Annotated in this window: 14 protein-coding genes, 2 tRNA genes and 1 pseudogene; 7 read left to right on the top strand and 10 right to left on the bottom strand. The window is 27.4% G+C overall.

The features are described from left to right. Nucleotides 1-29: 29 nt before the first annotated feature. Nucleotides 30-959 (top strand): type II methionyl aminopeptidase, encoded by a 930-nt coding sequence (gene map / locus BM020_RS07430; protein WP_067148840.1) that lies wholly within the window; start codon nucleotides 30-32, stop codon nucleotides 957-959. Between the two features lie 301 nt (nucleotides 960-1,260). On the opposite strand, the gene BM020_RS07425 is transcribed toward map, so the two are convergent. From BM020_RS07425 to frhA, 6 genes are all read right to left on the bottom strand, one after another. Beyond that, nucleotides 1,261-4,491 (bottom strand): Ig-like domain-containing protein, encoded by a 3,231-nt coding sequence (locus BM020_RS07425; protein ID WP_158499620.1) that lies wholly within the window; start codon nucleotides 4,489-4,491, stop codon nucleotides 1,261-1,263. A gap of 424 nt (nucleotides 4,492-4,915) precedes the next feature. Next, nucleotides 4,916-9,463 carry a hypothetical protein gene (locus tag BM020_RS07420; RefSeq protein WP_067148834.1) on the bottom strand — a complete coding sequence of 1,516 codons (4,548 nt, stop codon included), beginning with the start codon at nucleotides 9,461-9,463 and terminating at the stop codon, nucleotides 4,916-4,918. A 371-nt stretch (nucleotides 9,464-9,834) separates the two neighbouring features. Further along, complete coding sequence (gene frhB / locus BM020_RS07415) at nucleotides 9,835-10,680, bottom strand: coenzyme F420 hydrogenase subunit beta (RefSeq protein ID WP_067148830.1); 846 nt, start codon at nucleotides 10,678-10,680, stop codon at nucleotides 9,835-9,837. A gap of 12 nt (nucleotides 10,681-10,692) precedes the next feature. Beyond that, nucleotides 10,693-11,631, bottom strand: coding sequence for a coenzyme F420 hydrogenase subunit gamma (gene frhG / locus BM020_RS07410; protein WP_200781258.1), 939 nt, complete (start codon nucleotides 11,629-11,631; stop codon nucleotides 10,693-10,695). Nucleotides 11,632-11,641: 10 nt separating this feature from the next. Continuing rightward, nucleotides 11,642-12,118 carry a coenzyme F420-reducing hydrogenase, FrhD protein gene (frhD, locus tag BM020_RS07405; RefSeq protein ID WP_067148827.1) on the bottom strand — a complete coding sequence of 159 codons (477 nt, stop codon included), beginning with the start codon at nucleotides 12,116-12,118 and terminating at the stop codon, nucleotides 11,642-11,644. Nucleotides 12,119-12,147: 29 nt separating this feature from the next. Further along, nucleotides 12,148-13,365 (bottom strand): coenzyme F420 hydrogenase subunit alpha, encoded by a 1,218-nt coding sequence (gene frhA, locus BM020_RS07400; RefSeq protein ID WP_067148825.1) that lies wholly within the window; start codon nucleotides 13,363-13,365, stop codon nucleotides 12,148-12,150. A 568-nt stretch (nucleotides 13,366-13,933) separates the two neighbouring features. On the opposite strand from frhA, the gene BM020_RS07395 reads away from it, so the two are divergent. The 4 genes from BM020_RS07395 to BM020_RS07380 all read left to right on the top strand — a co-directional run bounded on the left by BM020_RS07395 (nucleotide 13,934) and on the right by BM020_RS07380 (nucleotide 15,883). After that, a complete protein-coding gene (locus BM020_RS07395) occupies nucleotides 13,934-14,464 on the top strand; it encodes a hypothetical protein (RefSeq protein WP_067148822.1) in 531 nt (176 codons plus the stop codon). Between the two features lie 405 nt (nucleotides 14,465-14,869). Further along, complete coding sequence (locus tag BM020_RS07390; protein ID WP_067148819.1) at nucleotides 14,870-15,424, top strand: hypothetical protein; 555 nt, start codon at nucleotides 14,870-14,872, stop codon at nucleotides 15,422-15,424. Nucleotides 15,425-15,644: 220 nt separating this feature from the next. Then, nucleotides 15,645-15,718 (top strand) — tRNA-Arg (locus tag BM020_RS07385). Nucleotides 15,719-15,808: 90 nt separating this feature from the next. After that, nucleotides 15,809-15,883, top strand: a tRNA-Arg gene (locus BM020_RS07380). A gap of 149 nt (nucleotides 15,884-16,032) precedes the next feature. Here the strand turns inward: BM020_RS07380 and BM020_RS07375 are convergent. After that, nucleotides 16,033-17,226 carry a TIGR00375 family protein gene (locus tag BM020_RS07375; RefSeq protein ID WP_067148816.1) on the bottom strand — a complete coding sequence of 398 codons (1,194 nt, stop codon included), beginning with the start codon at nucleotides 17,224-17,226 and terminating at the stop codon, nucleotides 16,033-16,035. Nucleotides 17,227-17,463: 237 nt separating this feature from the next. Here BM020_RS07375 and BM020_RS07370 point away from each other — a divergent pair, with 237 nt between their 5' ends. Then, complete coding sequence (locus tag BM020_RS07370) at nucleotides 17,464-18,021, top strand: DNA-3-methyladenine glycosylase I (protein ID WP_067148813.1); 558 nt, start codon at nucleotides 17,464-17,466, stop codon at nucleotides 18,019-18,021. A 47-nt stretch (nucleotides 18,022-18,068) separates the two neighbouring features. Continuing rightward, a complete protein-coding gene (locus BM020_RS07365) occupies nucleotides 18,069-18,554 on the top strand; it encodes a DUF2115 family protein (protein ID WP_067148810.1) in 486 nt (161 codons plus the stop codon). 131 nt (nucleotides 18,555-18,685) lie between these two features. On the opposite strand, the gene BM020_RS07360 is transcribed toward BM020_RS07365, so the two are convergent. From BM020_RS07360 to BM020_RS07350, 3 genes and pseudogenes are all read right to left on the bottom strand, one after another. Next, entirely contained in the window at nucleotides 18,686-19,162 is a 477-nt protein-coding gene (locus BM020_RS07360; protein ID WP_067148807.1) for an SseB family protein, read from the bottom strand. A gap of 360 nt (nucleotides 19,163-19,522) precedes the next feature. After that, a complete protein-coding gene (locus tag BM020_RS07355) occupies nucleotides 19,523-20,530 on the bottom strand; it encodes an ArsA family ATPase (protein ID WP_067148804.1) in 1,008 nt (335 codons plus the stop codon). Between the two features lie 339 nt (nucleotides 20,531-20,869). Then, a pseudogene (locus BM020_RS07350) lies at nucleotides 20,870-21,187 on the bottom strand (DDE-type integrase/transposase/recombinase); the annotation flags it as partial.

The following is a 21,187-nucleotide window of genomic DNA, read 5'->3' as shown; positions in this document are numbered from 1 at the left end:
ATTCTTATTTCATAAATCTAAGTGATAGCATGACCGATGAAATTAAATCTTATGAAGAAGCTGGAAAAATCGTATCAAAAGTTAGATCAGATGCTTCAAAAATGATTAAAAATGACTTGCAAATTCTAGATTTAGTAGAATTTGTAGAAAGTGAAATATTAAAAGCTGGTGCAGGTATTGCATTTCCATGTAATGTTTCTATAAATGAAATAACTGCCCATTATACTTCTCCTGCAGGAGATACTAATAAAATGGTTACAGGAGATCTAGTGAAGCTTGATCTCGGAGCTGAAGTTAATGGTTATATTGCAGACTCTGCAGTTACAATAATGGTTCCTGGAGACAATTTAGAAGAACTTTTTGATGAAGAAACTTTAAAACTCAATCAAAGAATTATTGATGCATCAGAAGCAGGACTTGAAGCTGCAATAAGTACTATAAGAGCTGGTGTTAAAGTTTGTGATGTAGGTAGAGCAGTTGAAGAAGCAATTGCAGAATATGGGCTGAACCCCGTTAGAAACCTTACAGGTCACAGTCTTGAACATTGGAATTTACATGCAGGTATTTCAGTACCAAATTATGATAATAACGATCCAACAATTCTTGAAGAAGGACAAGCTGTAGCAATCGAACCTTTTGCAACTAATGGTGAAGGTATTGTAAATGACTGTCCAAATGCATATATCTTTTCATTTTTACAAAACAAACCATTCCGTATGAAAAATACTCAAAGAATGCTTCAACACATTGAAAAAAATTATCGTTACTTACCATTTAGTGGACGTTGGCTTACAGAAAACTTTAATGAACATAGAGTGAACTCAGGCCTTAAACAATTAGGTGATGCTATGGCCATCTATCCATATGCCGCACTTAAAGAAAGAACAGGTGCATGGGTATCACAAAAAGAGCATACTATAATTGTTGAAAGTGATGGTTGTCATATTACTACACTTTAAATTTTCTTTTTTTTTTTCAATTAACTTATAAATAATAATTTTCTTTTTTTCAGCCCAACTTATAATTAATTTAGATAAAATATCTGAATAAATTCTCTTTTTTAAAAAAAATAGTTTAATTTTAAAAATTTCAGAATAAGGTAGTTAAATAAATTCTCTTTTTTAAAAAAATAGATACAAAATAAATTACAATAGAACTAAAAATTACAATGAAAATAAAAATCTAAAAAAATAGAAATTAAAAAAATAAAAAAGTCTAGGATTTGAGCAAATGCTCAAACACTAGAAAAACAAAAGAAACTTATTTTATTCTAATTTTACCAGCCTTTTTAACTGACTTGTATTGACTGTCACCTGCAAATTTAACTGTGTATTTAAAGGTACCTTTTTTAGTTAATTTAACTTTAATGCTTGCTTTACCTTTTTTATTAGTTTTTACAGTGTATTTTTTCTTATTAACAATTAAAGTAACTTTCTTCTTAGCGATAGCTTTACCTTTAGAGTTTTTAAGAGTAATTACAACCTTTTTAGTTTTTGCAGATTTTTTGAAAGTCTTTTTAGGAGCAGTTATTTTAGTTTTCTCTTTGTTGAGTTTAAATTTAGCTGAAACAGCAGATGCATCGTAAACACTGTCACCTGCAAATTTAATACTTACAGTATAAGTTTTTGCAGCAGTTAATGATAATTTTAAAGTAGCAATACCTTTAGCATTAGTTTTTACAGTGTAAGATTTACCATTTACAACGAAAGTAAGGGCTTTATTCGCAAGAACATTACCTTTTGCATCTTTTAAAGTGGCAGTTATAGTTTTACCATTTAAGGTAGCTAAATAAGTTTTATCAGCAGAACTGGTTTTAGTTGCAAGTTTATTAATAGTTATTTTTGCACTTGTATCAAATCCTCTGTAATTATCATCCCCTAAGTAGAAGATATTTACATTATAGATACCTGCTTTATTAAGAGCAAATGGTAATCTTGCAACACCTTTATCATCAGTAGTTAATTCAAACATTTGATTGTTGAATACTACATTTATGGTTTGATTTTTCAAGATGCTACCACTAATAGTTTTTAATACCATTTCTAAATTGCCATTTCCACTTGGAGCAGCAGTAAGACTAAGATTATTTACTTCAATAGTGGAGTTTAATCTAACTGCACTAGTTTCACTTACATTATTACCAGATAATTTAATATTTGTATTACCCTCTCCAACTAAAATAGCTGCATTTGCAGTGCCTAAACTATCATAAGAAGTTATAGTGGTAAAATCACCGCCATCAATAACAATTGTATTATCTTCAATAGTTATTCCATCTTGTTTGTTAATGCCAACACCAACAGCACCAGTACCTTTAGTATTGACATCATTTCCACGAATAGTAACATTACTGCCAGAAGTAGTTGCAGTAATACCATAAGCCATAGTAGCTGATTCTGCAGTAATATTGTTAGATGTGATCATTGCATCCTTTAACTGGTCAGTAGCAATACCATAAGCTGCACCATCAGATATAGTACAAATATTGTTGCCATTCACCACAACATCATCTGAAGCACTTATATAAATGCCTTCAGCCATTCTAGATCCGCCATTAATAGTAACATTATTTTCAAAGACATTAATATTTTTATTTCTATTTTCTGAACCCCAAGTTTGGAATACATCAATACCATAAAGATAACTATTATTACCTTTAATATCAATTAGATTATTAGCAATAATAATATCATTGCAACCTAAAGCACCACTTTCAACTTCAATAGCATAAACACTAGAACCCCAGCTTGCATCAGGTTTATCAACGAAGTTAGGAACAGTGATTTTATTGTTAGAAATAGTTACATTACTTACCTCTTTAATGTAAATAATTCCAACAGAACCAGTGTTTTCATCACCAGTAAATTCCATAGTTAAACCTTCAATGACAGTATTATCAGCACCAGCAATAAGATTGATTATAGAGTTTACTAATTTTTTATTTGGAACTGCATTTATAGTTAATGGAATGTCAATAACTAATTTTTTATCATTTAAATCACCTAAAAGAAGAATATAATTTGCACTAATAGGAGCATCATCTTTAATAGTACCATCAACATTGAAGTAAGTATCATAAGTGTCATCATCAATTAAAATCTGTTGTATCTCATTATTTTCAATGGTTAATGGTTGAACATTATCATCATCCTTAGTGGTTTTAATAGCTTGAACATTAGAGACAATAATATTACCAGTTACAGTATTATTTACATAATATCCATTATCTTTATCAAAGTTATTTACAAAAATAGCATAACTCTCATTACCAAATGCAGGATCAGCATAAGCTTGAACATCTTTAGAAACATCAGCACTAATATTGACTTTGTTATCAGTGATACTTACATCAGAAGATTTAGCACCAATACCAACAGCACCAGTTTGAGAATTGATAGTTACATCATTAGCAGAAATAGTAATATCTTTAACAATTGTTTCATAAGCTTCATCATATGGCCATAAACTGATTACAGTAATACCATAAGCCATATCAGCAGAATCTAAAACAACAGTATTATTTTTAATGGTTATATTATAAGGAGAAGATGCAAATGGAGTATTAAGAAATCCCCAAGAATCAGAAACTTGCATACCATAATTAGCAACGGCAGCATTCTCAGTAACAACATTAATATAATTGTTTTCAATAACTGAATTAATAATGCTATCTAAATACATACCTTCACCCATACCACTATTAGTGGTAGAAACAATATTGATGTCATTGTTAGCTAGATAGAAATGTTCAGCATTGCTACTGCCATATTCAGTCCAAGTAATGTAATAGGCTAAATCAATACCATAAGTATAATCCGCTGCACTGTTCATAATAATTTTATTATTAGTAATAGTAGTTTCATCAACATAACCTTTAGTAACAATAGCCATAGGAGAATCAGAATAACTACTATCATAAGTTAAATTAAACTTATTATCATCAATAGTAACTTTATTAGAATATTGTTTAACAACTATACCATCCTTATTAATGTTTGTGAAAGTTAAACCAGAAATAATAATAGAACCCGCACTACCAGCACCATCACCAATAGTAATGGTACCATTATTAATAAAGCCTGCACCATCTTTAGCAGTTATATTAATATTAGAACCAGAGTCAATCTTAATATCCTTATTAGTTAAAGTACCAAGATTTAAAGAATAATTACCATCAGCACTTAAAGCACCAGTAGTAGTACCATCAACATTGAAATATGTAGAATAGCTATCATCATCAAGATCATAGCTATTTGCACCTTCATCTCTAACAGCACTACCATCATCTTCAACAATCATATCTGCAGTATCTGCAGTACCTATATTATCTATGGATTCTGTAGGTTCAATAGATTCTTGAATATCACCACCATCTCCTTCTGTTATAGTGACAATATCTGTATCATCTACAGATTCCGCACTTACAGCCCCTATAGCCAATATTGAAATCAATAAAATAGCTAAAATGGCTGTGAATTTACTAAGCTTCATAACAAAAAAACCTCTTCCTAAATTCATAATTCATATATGCTAATTTTTTTTAAAAAAAAATTTACAAATTTAACCAAAATACTTGAAAAGTTTTGATTGGTAATATATATTTATATAACTATTAAAAAAGTTTTCTATTAAATTTTATAAAAAATAAATTATATTTGATTTAATATTCAAAATTATTTTAAAGTAATAATGAATTTAGAAAAAATAAAGTAAAAACAGACGAGGATTTCATAAGTTAAATAAGAAAAATTTAAAAAAAAATAAAGTAAAAACAGACTAGGATTTCATAAGTTAAATAAGAAAAATTTAAAAAAAAATAAAGTAAAAACAGACGAGGATTTCGTAAATTAAATAAGAAAAATTTAAAAAAAATAAAAATAAATAAAAAATAGCAGGAAAATATTCATCAAATAAATCATTTTATTTTAACTTTAGCTTTTTTGCTTGCTTTTAGATAAATATTATCCCCTGCAAACTTAACTCTAAGCTTATAAGTTTTCTTTTTAGGTAAATTAACTTTAAAAGTAGCTACCCCTTTTTTATTTGTTTTTACAGTGTATTTCTTACCATTTACAATGAAAGTTAATTTCTTTTTAGCAATAGCTTTTCCACTTTTTGTCTTTAAGGTGGCAGTTAGTTTTTTAATCTTTTTAGATTTTTTATAAGATCTGTTTTTTACAATAAGCTTTGTGCTAATCTTTTTAATATAAAATTTTGAAGATTTACTAATTGAACTATAAACACTATCCCCCTCATAATTAACTGTGACAGTATAAGTTTTAGCAGCACTTATTTTAACTTTAACAGTAGCGACCCCTTTTGAATTGGTATAAACCCTATAAGTTTTGCCATTTAAAATAAAACTAATCTTTTTATTTTTAATTGCTTTGCCATTTATATCTTTAAATGTAGCTGTCAAATATTTATTTGCTGTTACTAGATAAGATTTGTTTGGAACTGTTAAACTTGCCTTTTGTTTATTGACAGTTAATTTAGCTCCTGAAAATGAAGCACCATATCTACTATCACCAAGAAAGCTAATTAGAAGATTATAAATTCCATAAGTATTGATACCAACTGCTAATTTAATAATTCCATTAGAATCACTTATAAGATTATAAATTGCATTGTTATATGAAATATAAATTGATTTACTTGCTAAAGGATTATTATTTTCATCTAATAATTTAGCTTCAAAATATTTCATACTATTTCCATAAATATCTTTATCTAAGGCAGTACAAACTAAATTATTAGATACAATAATAGTTTTAATGCCATTTTTAAAATTAATTTCATTAGAACTAGAATCATTAAAGAGATAATATCTAATCTGATTCATATTCTCTATAAGATTGTTATTTTCAAGATTAATATTATTTATAAACTTTAATAAAGCCCTTTCTGCAATTGATTTAATAAGATTGATTGATTCTCCATCAAGTTCATTATTCATTTTTAGGAAAGTATTATTTTTAATATTAATGATAGGATAATCAATGTCTATTGGATTTGTAGAATTTTTTAAGAGAGATAAAACAAACAAATCATTATTATCAAATATCACAGTCATATTAAGCAAATTAACAGTATTTTGAAGATTAGATTTAGGTAATATTATAAACAAAGGATTATTATTTTCTAAATTAATATTATCCAATAAGCCCCCTCCACTTGAATCAATATTATCTACTAAAGTTCCACCTACTAAACTAATAGATTTATTAATTATTAAAGAATATTTAATAGAATAAACATTGTTTCCTAAATAAATAATATCCCCATTACTTGAACTTTTAATAATATTTTGAATATCTTGACTAGGATTATTAGAATGAATGACACTTACTAAAGCACCGTTTTCATAAAGCTCATTAGTTCTTAATACTGGATTTTGACAATTTTCTACACAAATAGCTGAATCAGTATTAGTCAGATTCTCAGATATATAACTAGCTATATTAAAATCATAAGATCCATTATTGAAATCTATTGAATTAAGATAATGAATAAATTTTTGATAATTAAAGCCACTTACATCAATAAGATTTTCTTTTATAATGTAGTTTGTTACTTTGCTAATATAAACACCAAATGCAGTATTTCCATTAGAATAAACATTATTAGAGGATATCTCTAAGTTATTACTGTTTACTATATTAATTCCATAAGCCAAACCATCTTCATGACTATTGTAAATATAAATATCATTATTCAAAATTGATAAAGCATCTGTAATTTCATTATAATTATCCAATCCTTCATTAAGTACAGAAATAGCTAAAACAGAAGCTGAATCTGCAGATAAATTAAAAATATTATTTAATAATTTTATATTTCTAGCACCCTCATCAAATCCAAGAATTTTAACAGCAGATAAACTAGCTTCACCACTAATATTAGAAACATAAAACTGATTATTCGCAATGATTAAGTTAGATACTCCATCTTTAATTCTAATAAATGAAAAATCTTTATTGATACTATTGTTTTCTAATTTAAATTTTAAATTAGTGATACTGGTATTTGAAGCCATATCCTCCAATATTATAGTGGAATTATTAATTATAGAATCTTTATAAGATGAAATGATTAATGGTATATCAATTCTAATAGTTTTATTAGTTAAATTAGCAATTTTCAAAGTATCTCCAATAGTTATATCAAAATCATCATAAAACTTTCCTTCCGAATTAAATAATGAATTATAATTATCATCACCTACAATATATACCGTGATTTTAAATATAGAATCATTAAGCGATAGAATATCAATATCAAATAACGTTTGAATAATATTTTCACCATATAAAATATAACTTGCGTTATCATTTAATATAGCTGGATTATAATCATTAATAATAATGAAATTATCAAGCATGCTAATTTTTGAATTATTTAAAACTAAAGCATAGTTTTTAGAATCTACAATTATAGTATTATTTATAAAGCTTATATTCTCAACATTATCTAAATAAAAAGCATCAATACTCTTTCCAATATTTAATGAAATATTTTCAATTTTAATGTTTGAAGAATTAATGATGAAAGGAATATCCATAATTTGAGAATCTAAACCTAAAATAGAGATATTTTGATTAATTGTGATTGAATCAATAGGCAAATTAGAGAAGATTCCTTTAAATAAAATATAGTCAATAGATTTTTGATTTTTTAAGAATCCTTGATTGTCAAATGTATTAAAAAATGTAGCGTTAGTTATAATAATAGAATTATTCAATGAGCTAATATTTGCCTTAGATTCAATATCTGAAAAATCAATAGCACTTCTATTAAAATCAAGGATCATATTGTTTTCAATGATAATAAAATCCGGATACTTTGCTTTTGACAAGGCCTTGATTAAAATAGCTGTAGCATCGGGAGAGCTAATAATATTCTTAGATAAAGTTACATTTGTCATATTTCCTCTAATGTAAATACCATTACCTGAAGTCATATTAATTAAATTATTATCCACTAAAGTATTGGACCCAGAAATAGAAAATTCAATAGCATTTGCTCCAGATATATTTTGAATGACATTATCTAAAGCAGTGCAATTTACACTAATATAAATAGCAGACCCGGTTATTTTACTATCCTGAATTGTATTATTAATAATTACATTACTATAAGAGGCATGAATTCCATAATCTCCACCATCAGTACCATTATTTCCTTCATAATAACTTCCTACTAAATTATAAATCTTGTTGCCAATAATCTGGTTAAAGCTACCTTCCGAATCTACTCCCCTATACAGATTATAAATTGTATTATTTATAATGCTATTATAATCTCCCATTATATGAATACCATAAGCCCATGCAGAAGGATTATGTAAACCAGTTTCTTCACTAATAGCAGAAGATGTGACAGTGTTATTATAAATATTGTTGTAATTAGATTTATCAAAGCCATAAGTTGTTAAATAAATAGGATTTGAGTCTTTAACAGTTACAAAATTAGAATAAATATTATTATAATGAGACTCACCAAGTAAAATACCTGCACGTTTCCAAGACATATTCATATAACCGGTAAAAGTAGTTTCAAAAACATTATGGTGAATATTACAATATCTAGAACCTACTAAAAGAGTTGGATTGCTATTTGCACCAGTAGAATAAGCATTACAGTTAAAAACATTTACATGGCTTGAATAAACTATATAAACAGATGGATGTTTTTCAATATCTGTTGTAAATTTCAAATTAGAAACATTTGAATAAGTTGTAGAGTTAAGGTTTTCATATTTAATTACACAGTTAGTAAGATAAGCATCATTTAAGCTACTTGTAATTGAGCAAGGAATTGTAAATGTAAAATTCACTTTATTAAAATTACCAGATAAATCAATAATATCTCCAGATTTAACAATAGATGTATTTACATAAGAATTTTTGAAATATCTTGAATAATTACTAGGGCTTAGTTTATGTATATTTTCACTAGGCTGTAAAGATAAAAGACCTTTTTGAGAGTTTTTTTCATTAATTTCATTATCAACAATCAAGCGAGAATCAAACACCTCATAATTATTACAATTATTATAATTATTATAATTATTATAATCTTTATAATCATTACGATTATTATAATTATTATAATCAGTACAATCGTTATAATTATTATCAATATTATCAATATAACTCGCATCACAATTTTTATAGCTTAAATCAGAATTTTTATAATCCACATCATAATTTACATCATAAAATTGATTAGAATTAGAAAAAGATGGCTTATTTTCTATTTTTTCATTTAAAGAGATATCCTCTCCCATCTCTTGAGTAACAGAAGCTTCATCAATAGAAATCTCTTGAATATTATTTTCACTAATAATATTTTCGCTAATACAATATTGATTATTATCATTATCTAAGTCTGAAGCACTTGCAAAAGAAATGCTTAAAATAATAAAAAATGATAATATACCAATTTTACTTAATTTCTTCATAATTTTCCCAGATAATCTAAATTCAAATTTATTATTATTATTAAATTATAATTGTATATGTTATATTAGAGTTTTTATTTTATTATATATTAATTGTTTGATTAAATCTGAAAAAATAATTCAAGTTATTATTTAATTATTATTAATTACTATTAATTACTATTAATTATTATTTTGATTAAATTAAAAAATGGTTCTAATTTTAAAAATAAGAAATCAGTGCAAAAAAGAAAAATGCTAAATTAAGATAAATCATTTCAAAGTAGTTAAAAATAGTGAAAAATACTTAAAAATAGTTAAAAATAGTTGAAAATTTTAAAAAAAATAGAAGAATAAAGAAATTAAATAAAAAAGAAAAAAGAAAAAAGAGTTTAGAAAGGAGTTGAAAGTCCCATATTAACTCTTCTTTCAATCTCTTGTCTACCTTTATCCTTTTTACCGTTAGTTAATTTTTCGAGTAATTCTAAACCTGGTTTTACATCATCCATAGATTTGGTTTCGATTACACCAGCTTCAACAGCTGCGGTAAAGATGTCTGCTCCACTGTCAGTTCTAGTGAACACAGTAGACCATCCATCTGGAGAACCTACAGATCCAGTAGATAGATCAGCTAATTCTGCAACATAGTCAAGACAAATGTTACATCCAGCTTGTTCATATCCGTGGGTTTCTTTTAATGCAAGTCCAGATTCTTTTTCAGGATCAGTAATCCAGAATTTTCCTTTTCCAATATCCATCTTGTTAACATTTTCTAAGGAAGAATTCATTTTTCCTTCTACAAAAGTTTTTAAGGAATCTCTTGGGAAGTTTTCCATACAGAAAATACCGATTAATAATGCAATTTTATCTGCAACAAATCTGGTAGAAAATGGATAAGATTGCATTTTTCTTAATCCCATTATTTGACAAGGAGTTCCTACAGTTCCAATCTTTTCAAGACCATATTGTCTTACAGCTTCTTTTAATTTGATTGCATTTGGAGAGAAGGTGTATTTAGTACCTGCTGCTGCAATAATTTCTTCTGGAGTCATTGCAATAGTAGGTTCTGGTTTCCATGCATCTTCGGTGTCACCAGCTACGATTGCACCTTCAATAATATTTTCCTCTAAAGCATAAGTTAATAAAGCTGTTACGATTCCACCATCTTGTGCGACTTTTTGGATTTGTTTATCAGTAGCTCTAGCAGATACTACTTCTTTATATGTACCGAATGCCATTTTAATATCCTCCTATAATCCTAAGTCTTTTTTGATTTGCTCTTCAGGGAACCATGTTCTTGGACAGTGAGTAGAACATGCACCACATTTAATACATCTGTTTTTATTGTGGGAAGGTCTACCTTCTATCATTTCAAGAGCTCTAGTTGGACAAGCTAATACACAAGTTCCACAACCAGTACATAATGCTCTGCTTACAACATTTGTTTGTAAGTCACAACCACACGCTAAGTTGCATGCTGCCATATCTAACATAGGTTGTAAGTAATCCATGTCTCCGTTAATTAATGCAACTACAACTTTTGCAATAATCTCTGGGGATGCTGGGCATCCTGGAATAGCACAATCTACTTTTACTAAGTCAGAAATTGGTACAAATGATTCATGTTTTGGTTGAGCTAATTGTCCACCACGTGAGTAACGAGTGAAACAACCAGTCATTGCACAAGATCCAAATGCGCAAACTAATCCTGCTTTTTCTCTTACTTCCATAAGTTCTTTTACACTGTGTTCATCTTGTAAACAGACAGACCCTTCGACTAATGCTAAATCCATTTCAGGCATTTCCCATAAATCTACTAAAGTTGTTCCGTAAACAATGTCCACCATATCAGTGAGTAAGGTTGAGAGAATGTCATAGTTTTCAGTTAATGACATACCGTCTCCAGTACAACCACTCATGTGAATATATCCTATTTTTGGTTTGTCAGCCACTTTTTCAACCTCCTGAGTTGAAGATTCATTAGTTATTTCAGATGATTCTGCTTGTTTTGCCTCTTCTTCAGCTCTTTTAGCATCTGCTTCTTTTTTAGCATCTTCAGCAGGCTTGGATTGAGCTTCAACTTCTTTTTTAATTTCTTGTTTTAGTTTAGCTTTTGCATCATCATCTTCATCCGGTTTAGCTTCAAGGCCTAAAAATTTTCTAATACTGTTTTTAATTCTTGCAAGCATTGCTAAACCCCTAATTAAGTTCTTTTAATATCATTTCAATAGCTTCTGGAATAGCTGCCTCTACCGGCTCTGTAAGGCCCAAATCAACATCAGGTGCAGTAATCTCTGCGGGTTTACAACCAACAATAACAACTTCAATGCCTCTATCCGCTAAATCATGAAGTGGTTCTTCTACAGGCCATGTATGTGCATTTTCATACTTACCTTTAGGCATGTCATAAGGACTGAAATATCTAAGGGTACCAGGTTCTGCATCCCATTCTACAACATCAATTACAATTATTTTTTTCCAATTGTCATCAGGCATGGAAAAGATAAAATGTGTTGCTCCAGTTCCTGCATCAATAAACTGAGTATCTTCAGGTTTTTCAATTTCCCCATTTTGAAGTTTTTCTTCAATCTTATGAATAACTGTTGGCCCAAATCCATCATCTTTAAACAAGATGTTTCCACATCCAACTACTAATCTTGCTGTGTCATAAGGCATAAATTTCCATCCTATTAAAATAAATTAATTTAAATTCTCACCATTTTATTTTCGACTATAGATTTATCTTCATCGTCAACTACCATTACATGAGTTGCACAAGATAAACATGGGTCGTAAGCTCTAATAACATGAGGTCCCCATTCATGATGGAATCCTTCAGTTGCAGGACCCATAGTTGGGATGTTCCAAGTAGTTGGTACTAAAGCACTGTAAAATGCAGTTTTTCCATCTTTTACTTGTGCTAAGTGAATATCAGTTCCTCTAGGAGCTTCTATTACACCTATACCTAATTTATTGGTACCTCTTGGGTCAAAATCTGCGAGAGTAGGGGCAGAAGTATCTAATTCATCTAAGATAGCAATAGCTCTGGAAAGGTAAGTTTTCATTTCACGAGCTCTAGCTAAGTGTTGAGCTACAACACCTCTTTCTTTGTAAGCTTGGAATCTATCTAATCTTGCTCTAGGACCAGTTTCTACATTTAAACCATCGTATAATGGTACAGTAGTACATGCTCTTTTACCAATTTCTGGATCATCATACCATAATTCTGGTACAATTTCAGTAAATCTATCAAGATCGAAGAATTCTCTTTTACCGTAAACAACATCACTTGCAAATACAGGAGCATCAATAACACCTAATCCTTCAGGAATATCCTTTTCAAGGACTAAATTAGTTATTAATTCAACATGATTGTCTAATACTGGGACTAATGCTTTAAGTCTGGTGTATAATTTTTTACGTGCAAGTTCTGAAAGGTTTCTTGCCATACCACCAATTCTGACATCAGATGGGTGGATACCTTCACCAGCAACCATATCTACAACATATTGTGCATTTTTCCTAATTGTTCCAACACTGTCAACTGCAGTTTTGAAAAGATCCTCAGGTACGAAGTCAGGTGCAACTAAGAAATGGTGAATTGCATGACTGTTTAAGTTAGAAGCAGATATTGTTAATTCTCTTAACAATGCCGCTGCTTTTGGAATTTCAATGTCTAAAGAGTCATCCATTGCTTCAACAGATGCCATTGTATGAGGTATTGGACATACCCCACAGATTCTTTGACAAAGAACTGGTGCAGACTCAGGTGCTTTACCTGTAACCATTTTCTCTAAGCCTCTGACAGGTGTGATACTGAAGTATCTACCTTTGGTAACTATCCCTTCATCGTCAATTTCCATGACAAGTTCTGCATGACCTTCTTGACGAGATGTTGGGGATATAACTATTTTATCGCTCAAATGTGTCACCTCTTATTTTATTTAAAATTTTAAAAGTTAGAAACTAACGTTAATATATATTACAGTAAACTAATATAAATTAAACTTTTAAAATCAAAAAGAAAGATTTAAATACTTTTATTTTTTAGGTTGGCCTAAATATCAGGAAAGGAAATAAAATTCATTAAGAATTAAGAAAATAGAAAGAAAACAAGAACATAGGCATTAAATAAATTGAATTAATTAGGTTAAGCTAAAAAATTAAAATGATAAATCATGACAAATAAGAATGACAAATTTTTTAAATTTTTACTTTTCACAGCATAAAAATAAATGAAAAACAATGCAAAAATTTATGAAAAAATATATTTAAGATAATGAACTAATAATAATATGAAAATTATTAAGAATTTTTAATTCAACAAATATTTTAAAAAATAAAAATTATTAAGAGTTTTTAATTTTAATAAATATTTAAAAAATAAAAAGTATTAAGATTTTTTAATTTTAATAAATATTTAAAAAATAAATTAAAAAAATAATTTAAAGTTTTATCTATAAATATCTTCCAAATGAAGGAGGTGAAAAAATGGACAATTCCAATATAATTATATCTGTAATTATCGTTTTATGTATTGCTGCAGGAGTAACTGCTTATGGAATAAGCGAAGGTGAAAATACAGTTTTTAATGATTTAACTGGATTCTCACCAGAAAGCTCAAGTCCTAGTGATAATGGAATAGGTGATTTAGGTACTGATTCAAAGAATGGAACTAATTCAGGTGCTTCTACTTCAGGAAGCTCAAGTTCTAGTAGTAGTGGAAACAATGGTGGAAGCGGAACTTCCTCAAATGGAGGAAGTAATTCTGGTTCATCTAGTTCAAATGGAGGATCTGGAAGTAGTAGTTCTGGAAACTCAAGTCAGAACCAAGAACCAAGTAAAATAAGTTCCAGTCAAGCAAAAAGCATAGCTAGTGGTTTTATTGGTGAAGAAGGAGCTTATGTCAGTAATGTTAAAGATGATGGAACCCAATATATTTGTTATATTGCAAATTCCAATGGAACTGTAGTTGATGCAATAGCAATTAGTTATAGTGGTAAAAACTTAGGAAAAATATAGTCCTTAATTAATATTGTGGAATATAATTAAATTATATTCCTTTTATTTCTTTTAAAAAAATAAAAAAATAAAGTTAAAATAATTACTTAAATTAAAATAACTTAAAAACTTTTTTTAAATAAAATTTAAAATAATAAAAATAAGAAAACTAATTTTAAAAAAATCATATCCCCAGTATAAAACATCAGCTAAAAAACTAATTTTAAAAAAATCATAAAAACAATGAAAATAAATAAATTTATAATATAGCTTTGCTAAATAAAATACTATATTGTCAATTTAAAAAATTAAAAAATATTTTGATAATATTTTTGTTAAAAAGATTTTGAATTTATGAAAAATGATTTTTAAATTTATATATAATTATCTTAAAAAATATTGAATCTTTTTATAAGAGGTGAAAATATGGATAATTCAAGCATTATTATTTCTGTAATAATCGTATTATGTATTGCTGCAGGAGTAACAGCATATGGATTAATTAATGATAGTAATAATGTATTTAATGACCTTTCAGGATTTACACCTGATGAAAAAGGTAATACTGGAATAGGAAATAACTCCACTGGTGGAAACGGAACAGGAATAACTGGAAATGGTACAAATAGTGGTAGTGGTAGTGCTAACTCAAGTGGCAGTAGTGGCTCTAGCTCAAGTTCTACAACTAAACACAATATCAGTCCTGAAAAAGCTAAAAAAATAGCTGAAAATGCTGGATGGGAAGGTTCCTGGTGTTATAGTGTAAAATATAATTCTCGCGGATATTACACTTGTCTTTTAAAAGACTCTAAAGGTAATACTGGCTATGCACTTGTTGGATCAGGTACTGGTAAAATTTTAGAAGGTGCATGGAGTAATGAAGTTTCACCAGGAAAGGATGATGGTGGAGATGATAATAAGTCTAAAAACTCAACTAAAACCAATAAAACCAGTAATTCAACTGATGAGGACAGTAAATAAATACTTTCATATAAAAAATTAAATTATTCATTTAATTTAATTTTTTTTATTTTTTAAGTGCTTAATTGAATTATTAAAAAATTAATAATATTTAAAAAATATAACATTATTAAAAGATTATTTTTTAAAAAAAAATTATTTAAATTAATAAAAAAGCAAACAAAAAGTTTACCAATAGTTTTATATATCATAAAAAACATAATATTAAATGTTGTATATAGGGCCCGTAGCCTAGCTGGACAGGGCGTCGGACTTCTAATCCGAAGGTCCCGGGTTCAAATCCCGGCGGGTCCGCTCTATTACTATTTTTAACTATTTTTTTATCATAATCTTAGAAAATAAGAAGGCTTAATATATCTTAAATGCTTCTAAATCAATTATAATAGGCTTGTAGCCCAGTTTGGATAAGGCGTTAGACTCCTAATCTAAAGACCGCGGGTTCAAATCCCGCCAAGCCTGTTTAAATTTCTATTTTAAAAAATATCCAATCATTGTAACTATTTATAATTCTAATTACAATATTAAATCTAAAATTAAGGAATTAAAAATAATAAATAAAAAAAGACTATAAATCATCTGAAATAAATTCTTATAAGGTTAAGAAAAGATTAAAAATTATCTAAAGTAAGTATTTTCTCAGATTTAGGCTTAGGCTCATCTATTCTTTCACTAAAATGTATTTCACCATATTTTCCTCCACCTCCAGGAACTACATCAAGTGTTTTATTTCTAAATCCTTCTATTCCAAGGGCTATTTTATCATCTATTTTTGAAATATCTTCTAATTGAGTATTTATTAAAACATCTATTTCAGGACCAAATGAATCAATTAATCTTTGCCAAGTCCTTTGAACTGTTTTAGTAGTGATTCCTTTATCGTAAATCATACTAATAATTTCAGCAAGAGGCATTAAATGAACATAAGGAGGCCTAAAGCTCGGATGTTTGGCGTTCTTATAATCTGCAATTTCACTAATTCTAAAATCTACTCCCTTTTTAATTCTTCCTCCACAAGAGCATTTCATATTATTAGACTTTGCAATTTCAGGATCTATGATTTTGTAACAATTAGTACATGCAGTCATATGATACTTTCCTAAATTAGGAAGAAGGCCATAATTTGCTTTAACATCCTTATGTTTTAATGCTTTTTGAAGTGAAGAGTATGAAATATCTTTCATCTCTATTTGATTAAACTCCCTCCCTAATCTATGAGGCCATGGAGAATGTGCATCAGAATTAGTTAAAAATACAAAATCAGATAGTTCTTTTACAGTATCAGCCATATCAGTATCTGCAGATAAACCTAATTCCACAAAGTCAGGCTTCTTCCCATAGCAATCATAAATACTATCATAAGTTTTATACATACCTGTCCAGGGAGTAAATGCATGAGCAGGTCCAATCATACAATCATATTCCTTAACAAGCTCTAAAAGTTCAGCACCACTTAAAGGACTTCTTGGTCTTCCATCAATATATTTATTGGAAGATACTAATTTATGAGACAATTCACGAGCAACTTCAATATTCGGCAAAATAATTAAATGATGAATTTTATGTTTAGCCTCTACCTCTGTTGTTAAAACAAAATCACAATCTTTATGGGAATATATTCCATCTCCCTTATAGTCTGTACTTTCTTCTATAATATCTAACCATTTAGGATGAAAAGCATCCCCAGTACCAACTAAGTTTAATCCCTTTTCACGAGACTTTGGAGCTATATTGCTAATTACCATGTCCTTTGAAGTAGCTGCTGAAAAACAACTATGAGTATGTAAATCTGCATTAATTAACATATGATTATTATTTTAATTTTTTAATATAAATAATTTTTAAAGAAAAAAATGATTGACCTCATCACTAAAAAAAATTAATATAAATAATTTTTAAAATAAAATAATAAATAATTTAAAAACAAATATTTAATAAAACAATGAATTTATCTAATAAAAATTTACTCAAACTTATTAGATTAAATTTAATTAAATAAAATCTTATTAAATTAAAATTTTAAGCTTATTTAAAGTGATTCTATGAATAAAAAACGTTGCTCTTGGGCTGAAGATGTAGATGATGTTTATGTAGAATATCATGATAAAGAATGGGGAGTACCTACCTACGATGATAGAGAATTATTTGAAATGCTTGTTCTTGAATCATTTCAAGCAGGGCTTGCATGGATTACAATACTTAAGAAAAGAGAAAACTTTAGAAATTCTTTTGATAACTTTGATGTTAGAAAAGTGGCAAATTACGATGAAGATAAAATAGAAGAACTGAGAAACGATAAAGGAATAATCAGACATAAAGGAAAGATAAATGCTGCAATTAATAATGCAAATATCTTTATAGAAATACAGGAAGAATTCGGTTCTTTTTCTAATTATATTTGGCATTTTACAGATAATCAAATATTAAAAGATAGTGAAGAAAATTATCAAACTAATTCCCCACTTTCAAATCAAATAGCTAAAGATTTAAAGGAAAGAGGAATGAAATTTGTAGGAACTACAATCATTTATTCTTATTTAGAATCTATTGGAATAATAAATAACCACATTCATGAATGTTTTAGATATACAGAATTATAATATTGAATATTTTAAATATTTATAAATAAGCAATATAAGTGATTAAAATGAAAACACGAGATCTATTAGAAGAAATTAAAGAAAATATCAAAGATTACGATATAAAGGTTTTAGAAGAAAAAGTGAAAAAGGTAGACATTAACCCAATATCTAAACAAGTGTCAGCTTATAATATTGAAAACTATAAAGAGATTATCTCATTAAATATTGATGAGGAAAGTGAGGAGAATATTGAAATTTCCGATAAGAAAATATATAGCATTAAAAAAGAAATAGCTAAATTTTTTGATGGCTGTTCCCCTGAAAGTGAAGAAATTTTTAAAAAATTCATTGAATCTATTTGTTTGTATTTAAGTTTAATAGCTAGAAAGCCATTACACCCTGTGGGAATGGACTTTAGTAATGGTAAGACCGTTTTTAAAGAAGAAAAGAATAATAAGATTAATTACTATTGTGATATAAAAGAAGAATTAAAAATGAGAAGTAATGAGTATTATACTTGTAAATATTGTATTTGTAAAGAAGTAAAATAATGTTTAGATAATGAAATAAAAAATTAAAGAAAAACAGAGACCAATTAAAAAAAATTAAAAATGGAAACAAATATTATAAAATAAAAAATAAGAGAAAAACAGAGAAGAATTAAAAAAGAAAAAACCTAATTTTAATTATGATCTTCGTGATTACAGTCAGGATCATCACATTCTATAAGATTAAACATTCCAAGTAAAGAAGAATAAGGAATTGAAGCTGCATAATCTGTAAAAGGATTTAAAATTAAGCCTTCTAAATTTTCATTATTTTCAGGATTATCAAATAATAAATTAGCTAAATCACTCATAGAGATTACAATACCATAACCTGGAACTTCTAAGTCAAAAATTTCATCATCATCTGTAAATAATGGAATAAATTCATTACCCTCATCATCTTCAAGTCTTATAATATTAAATTCACTAAAATCATCAAAACTTAAGTATTGATTTTCTTCATTAATTACTTCAATTTCATAATCTAATTCACATAACATGATTAAATTAGAACTCATGAATTCATTAACAAATAGCACCATATCATCATCAGATATTTCTTCAGGATTAAATTTCATTATTTCTTTTAGTTTTAAATTATTGGGGTTCATTAATAGTCTCCTTTTTAGAAAATAATTAAAAATAACCCTCATTTAAAAAAAAGCAAAAACTTAGAAATAATATTTAATATTTAAAATAATTTATATGAATTTAAATTTGAAATATTAAATATTTGAAAAACTTTGAAAATAATAATTAAACTACAAATAAATTTATAGTATTTCTAGAATATAAAGTATGCTATTAAATAATAAGAAATATTGAAATAATAAAATAGAAAAAATAAGTAAAAATAGTAAAAATAGAAAGAATAATTAAAAATAGTAAAAATAAGTAAAAATAAATAAAAATAGAAAGAATAATTAAAAATAAGTAAAAATAGTAAAAATAGAAAAAAGTAGAATATAATCCTATAATTGGATTATGTTCTGTTGTACTTCATCATTGTCTTTTTCTTCATATAGGATTTCAGCTAATTTTAATAATTTTTCTTGACCTTTAACTTCATCTTTAAATAAAGGAACTTCAGCTACAACTTGATCTTTGAACTTTTGGTCAATCAATGCAAGACGTTTTTGTTGTAACATGTATCTTGAATGACAGAAATCACAATCTGAAATATCAGGCATCACTTGATTGACTATAATACTATCAGTTATAATGCCATATTTATTTAAAGCCTCAATAGCCCTTTCTGATTCATAAATAGACATTTCTTCAGGAATAACAACCATTTTAAAACTAGTTCTTTCAGGATTAGATAAAACAGACTTAGCTTCATCAATTTGTTTTTTGGTTTCTTCCAATTCTTTACTAGATTGTAAATCATTATCTGCATCCATAAATGGAACAATATTTTTTAAAGCATTTGCTGCAGTTCCTAATTTTGCTTTAGCTTTCATCAATTTACCTACCCATGAATCCATAACTTCAGGGAAAGATAATAATCTAAGGGTATGTCCAGTTGGTGCAGTATCAAACACTACGACATCATATTCATTAGAAGTCATCACAGATAAAAATACTTCAAATGCAGCTGCTTCATCAGCACCAGGAGATGCAGAAGCTAAATCCATTTGTTCCCCTAAAAAGTCAAGTCCTAATAATTGGTCAGGATTTGCTACAGATTTTTGATTTTCTAAAGCTCTTTGTTTTTCTTCCATTGCCTTATCAGGGTCAATTTCAACTGCAAATAAGTTTTCATTAATTTGAATTGGATAATGTCCAATTCTAAGTTCAAGAGAATCGGATAATGAATGAGCAGGATCAGTTGATACAATTAATGTTTTTTTACCTTGATTAGCTAACCATAATGCAGTAGCTGAAGAGATAGAAGTTTTTCCTACTCCTCCTTTTCCACCTACAAATATAAAAGTAGTTTGTCCTTGTTTAAATTTAAATAAATCTTTAAATGCCATAATAAAACCTCCTAAAGGTTATAAAATTAATGTTAAAAAGTTTTAGCAACAATAGTTTTAGTAACAATAAGTTATTTTATTCTTATAACATATAAAGTTTATCTTTTTTAAATAATTATGCTGAGAAGCTAAATTTAAATATATTTCTAATCTTAAAACTGGAAATAATTAATTAAAAAATAATTAAGTATTTTCTGAAATTTTTTTAAATTAATAATTAATTCTAATATATTAAAACTAAAAATTCTATAATAAAGATTCTATGCTAAAAATTCTATAATCAATAAATTATTAAAAAAGGCTATTTTAATTTATCCTTAAAAAGTTAGAGAGGCTCTTTCAAAAACTTTGTTGATGAACTTGATTAAGTTTTCGATTTTCATTCCAAATCAAATCTCTGCGATAAATTCTCTTTAAAACACCACGAATAGTCTTAAAAGTTCTTTTTCTTGATTTAGGCATAGTTTTTTGAAAAGCATTTTCAAGCTTATTAGTTGTTCTCTCAATTTTCTTATCTTTTAAATGATAAATAAAGCTTTTATACCTAGAAACAATAAATTTTCTTATAATTTCATAAATAACATTATGAAATTCATTTTTACGATAAATTAAACCTTGTAATTCTTTTTCAGCTTCATAATAATCATTTAAATCAAA

Origin of the sequence: Methanobrevibacter olleyae (genome assembly GCF_900114585.1) — an archaeon.
Taxonomy (GTDB): Archaea; Methanobacteriota; Methanobacteria; order Methanobacteriales; family Methanobacteriaceae; genus Methanobrevibacter; species Methanobrevibacter olleyae.
Note: the sequence above shows the minus strand (reverse complement) of the source record. Positions and strands in the feature narration are given on the sequence as shown.

Bases quoted from the DNA above. Each gene is read 5' to 3' on its own strand.
- map (WP_067148840.1), top strand. From the start codon at position 30: ATGACCGATGAAATTAAATCTTATGAAGAAGCTGGAAAAATCGTATCA.
- BM020_RS07425 (WP_158499620.1), bottom strand. From the start codon at position 4,491: ATGAAGCTTAGTAAATTCACAGCCATTTTAGCTATTTTATTGATTTCA.
- BM020_RS07420 (WP_067148834.1), bottom strand. From the start codon at position 9,463: ATGAAGAAATTAAGTAAAATTGGTATATTATCATTTTTTATTATTTTA.
- frhB (WP_067148830.1), bottom strand. From the start codon at position 10,680: ATGGCATTCGGTACATATAAAGAAGTAGTATCTGCTAGAGCTACTGAT.
- frhG (WP_200781258.1), bottom strand. From the start codon at position 11,631: ATGCTTGCAAGAATTAAAAACAGTATTAGAAAATTTTTAGGCCTTGAA.
- frhD (WP_067148827.1), bottom strand. From the start codon at position 12,118: ATGCCTTATGACACAGCAAGATTAGTAGTTGGATGTGGAAACATCTTG.
- BM020_RS07395 (WP_067148822.1), top strand. From the start codon at position 13,934: ATGGACAATTCCAATATAATTATATCTGTAATTATCGTTTTATGTATT.
- BM020_RS07390 (WP_067148819.1), top strand. From the start codon at position 14,870: ATGGATAATTCAAGCATTATTATTTCTGTAATAATCGTATTATGTATT.
- BM020_RS07375 (WP_067148816.1), bottom strand. From the start codon at position 17,226: ATGTTAATTAATGCAGATTTACATACTCATAGTTGTTTTTCAGCAGCT.
- BM020_RS07370 (WP_067148813.1), top strand. From the start codon at position 17,464: ATGAATAAAAAACGTTGCTCTTGGGCTGAAGATGTAGATGATGTTTAT.
- BM020_RS07365 (WP_067148810.1), top strand. From the start codon at position 18,069: ATGAAAACACGAGATCTATTAGAAGAAATTAAAGAAAATATCAAAGAT.
- BM020_RS07360 (WP_067148807.1), bottom strand. From the start codon at position 19,162: ATGAACCCCAATAATTTAAAACTAAAAGAAATAATGAAATTTAATCCT.
- BM020_RS07355 (WP_067148804.1), bottom strand. From the start codon at position 20,530: ATGGCATTTAAAGATTTATTTAAATTTAAACAAGGACAAACTACTTTT.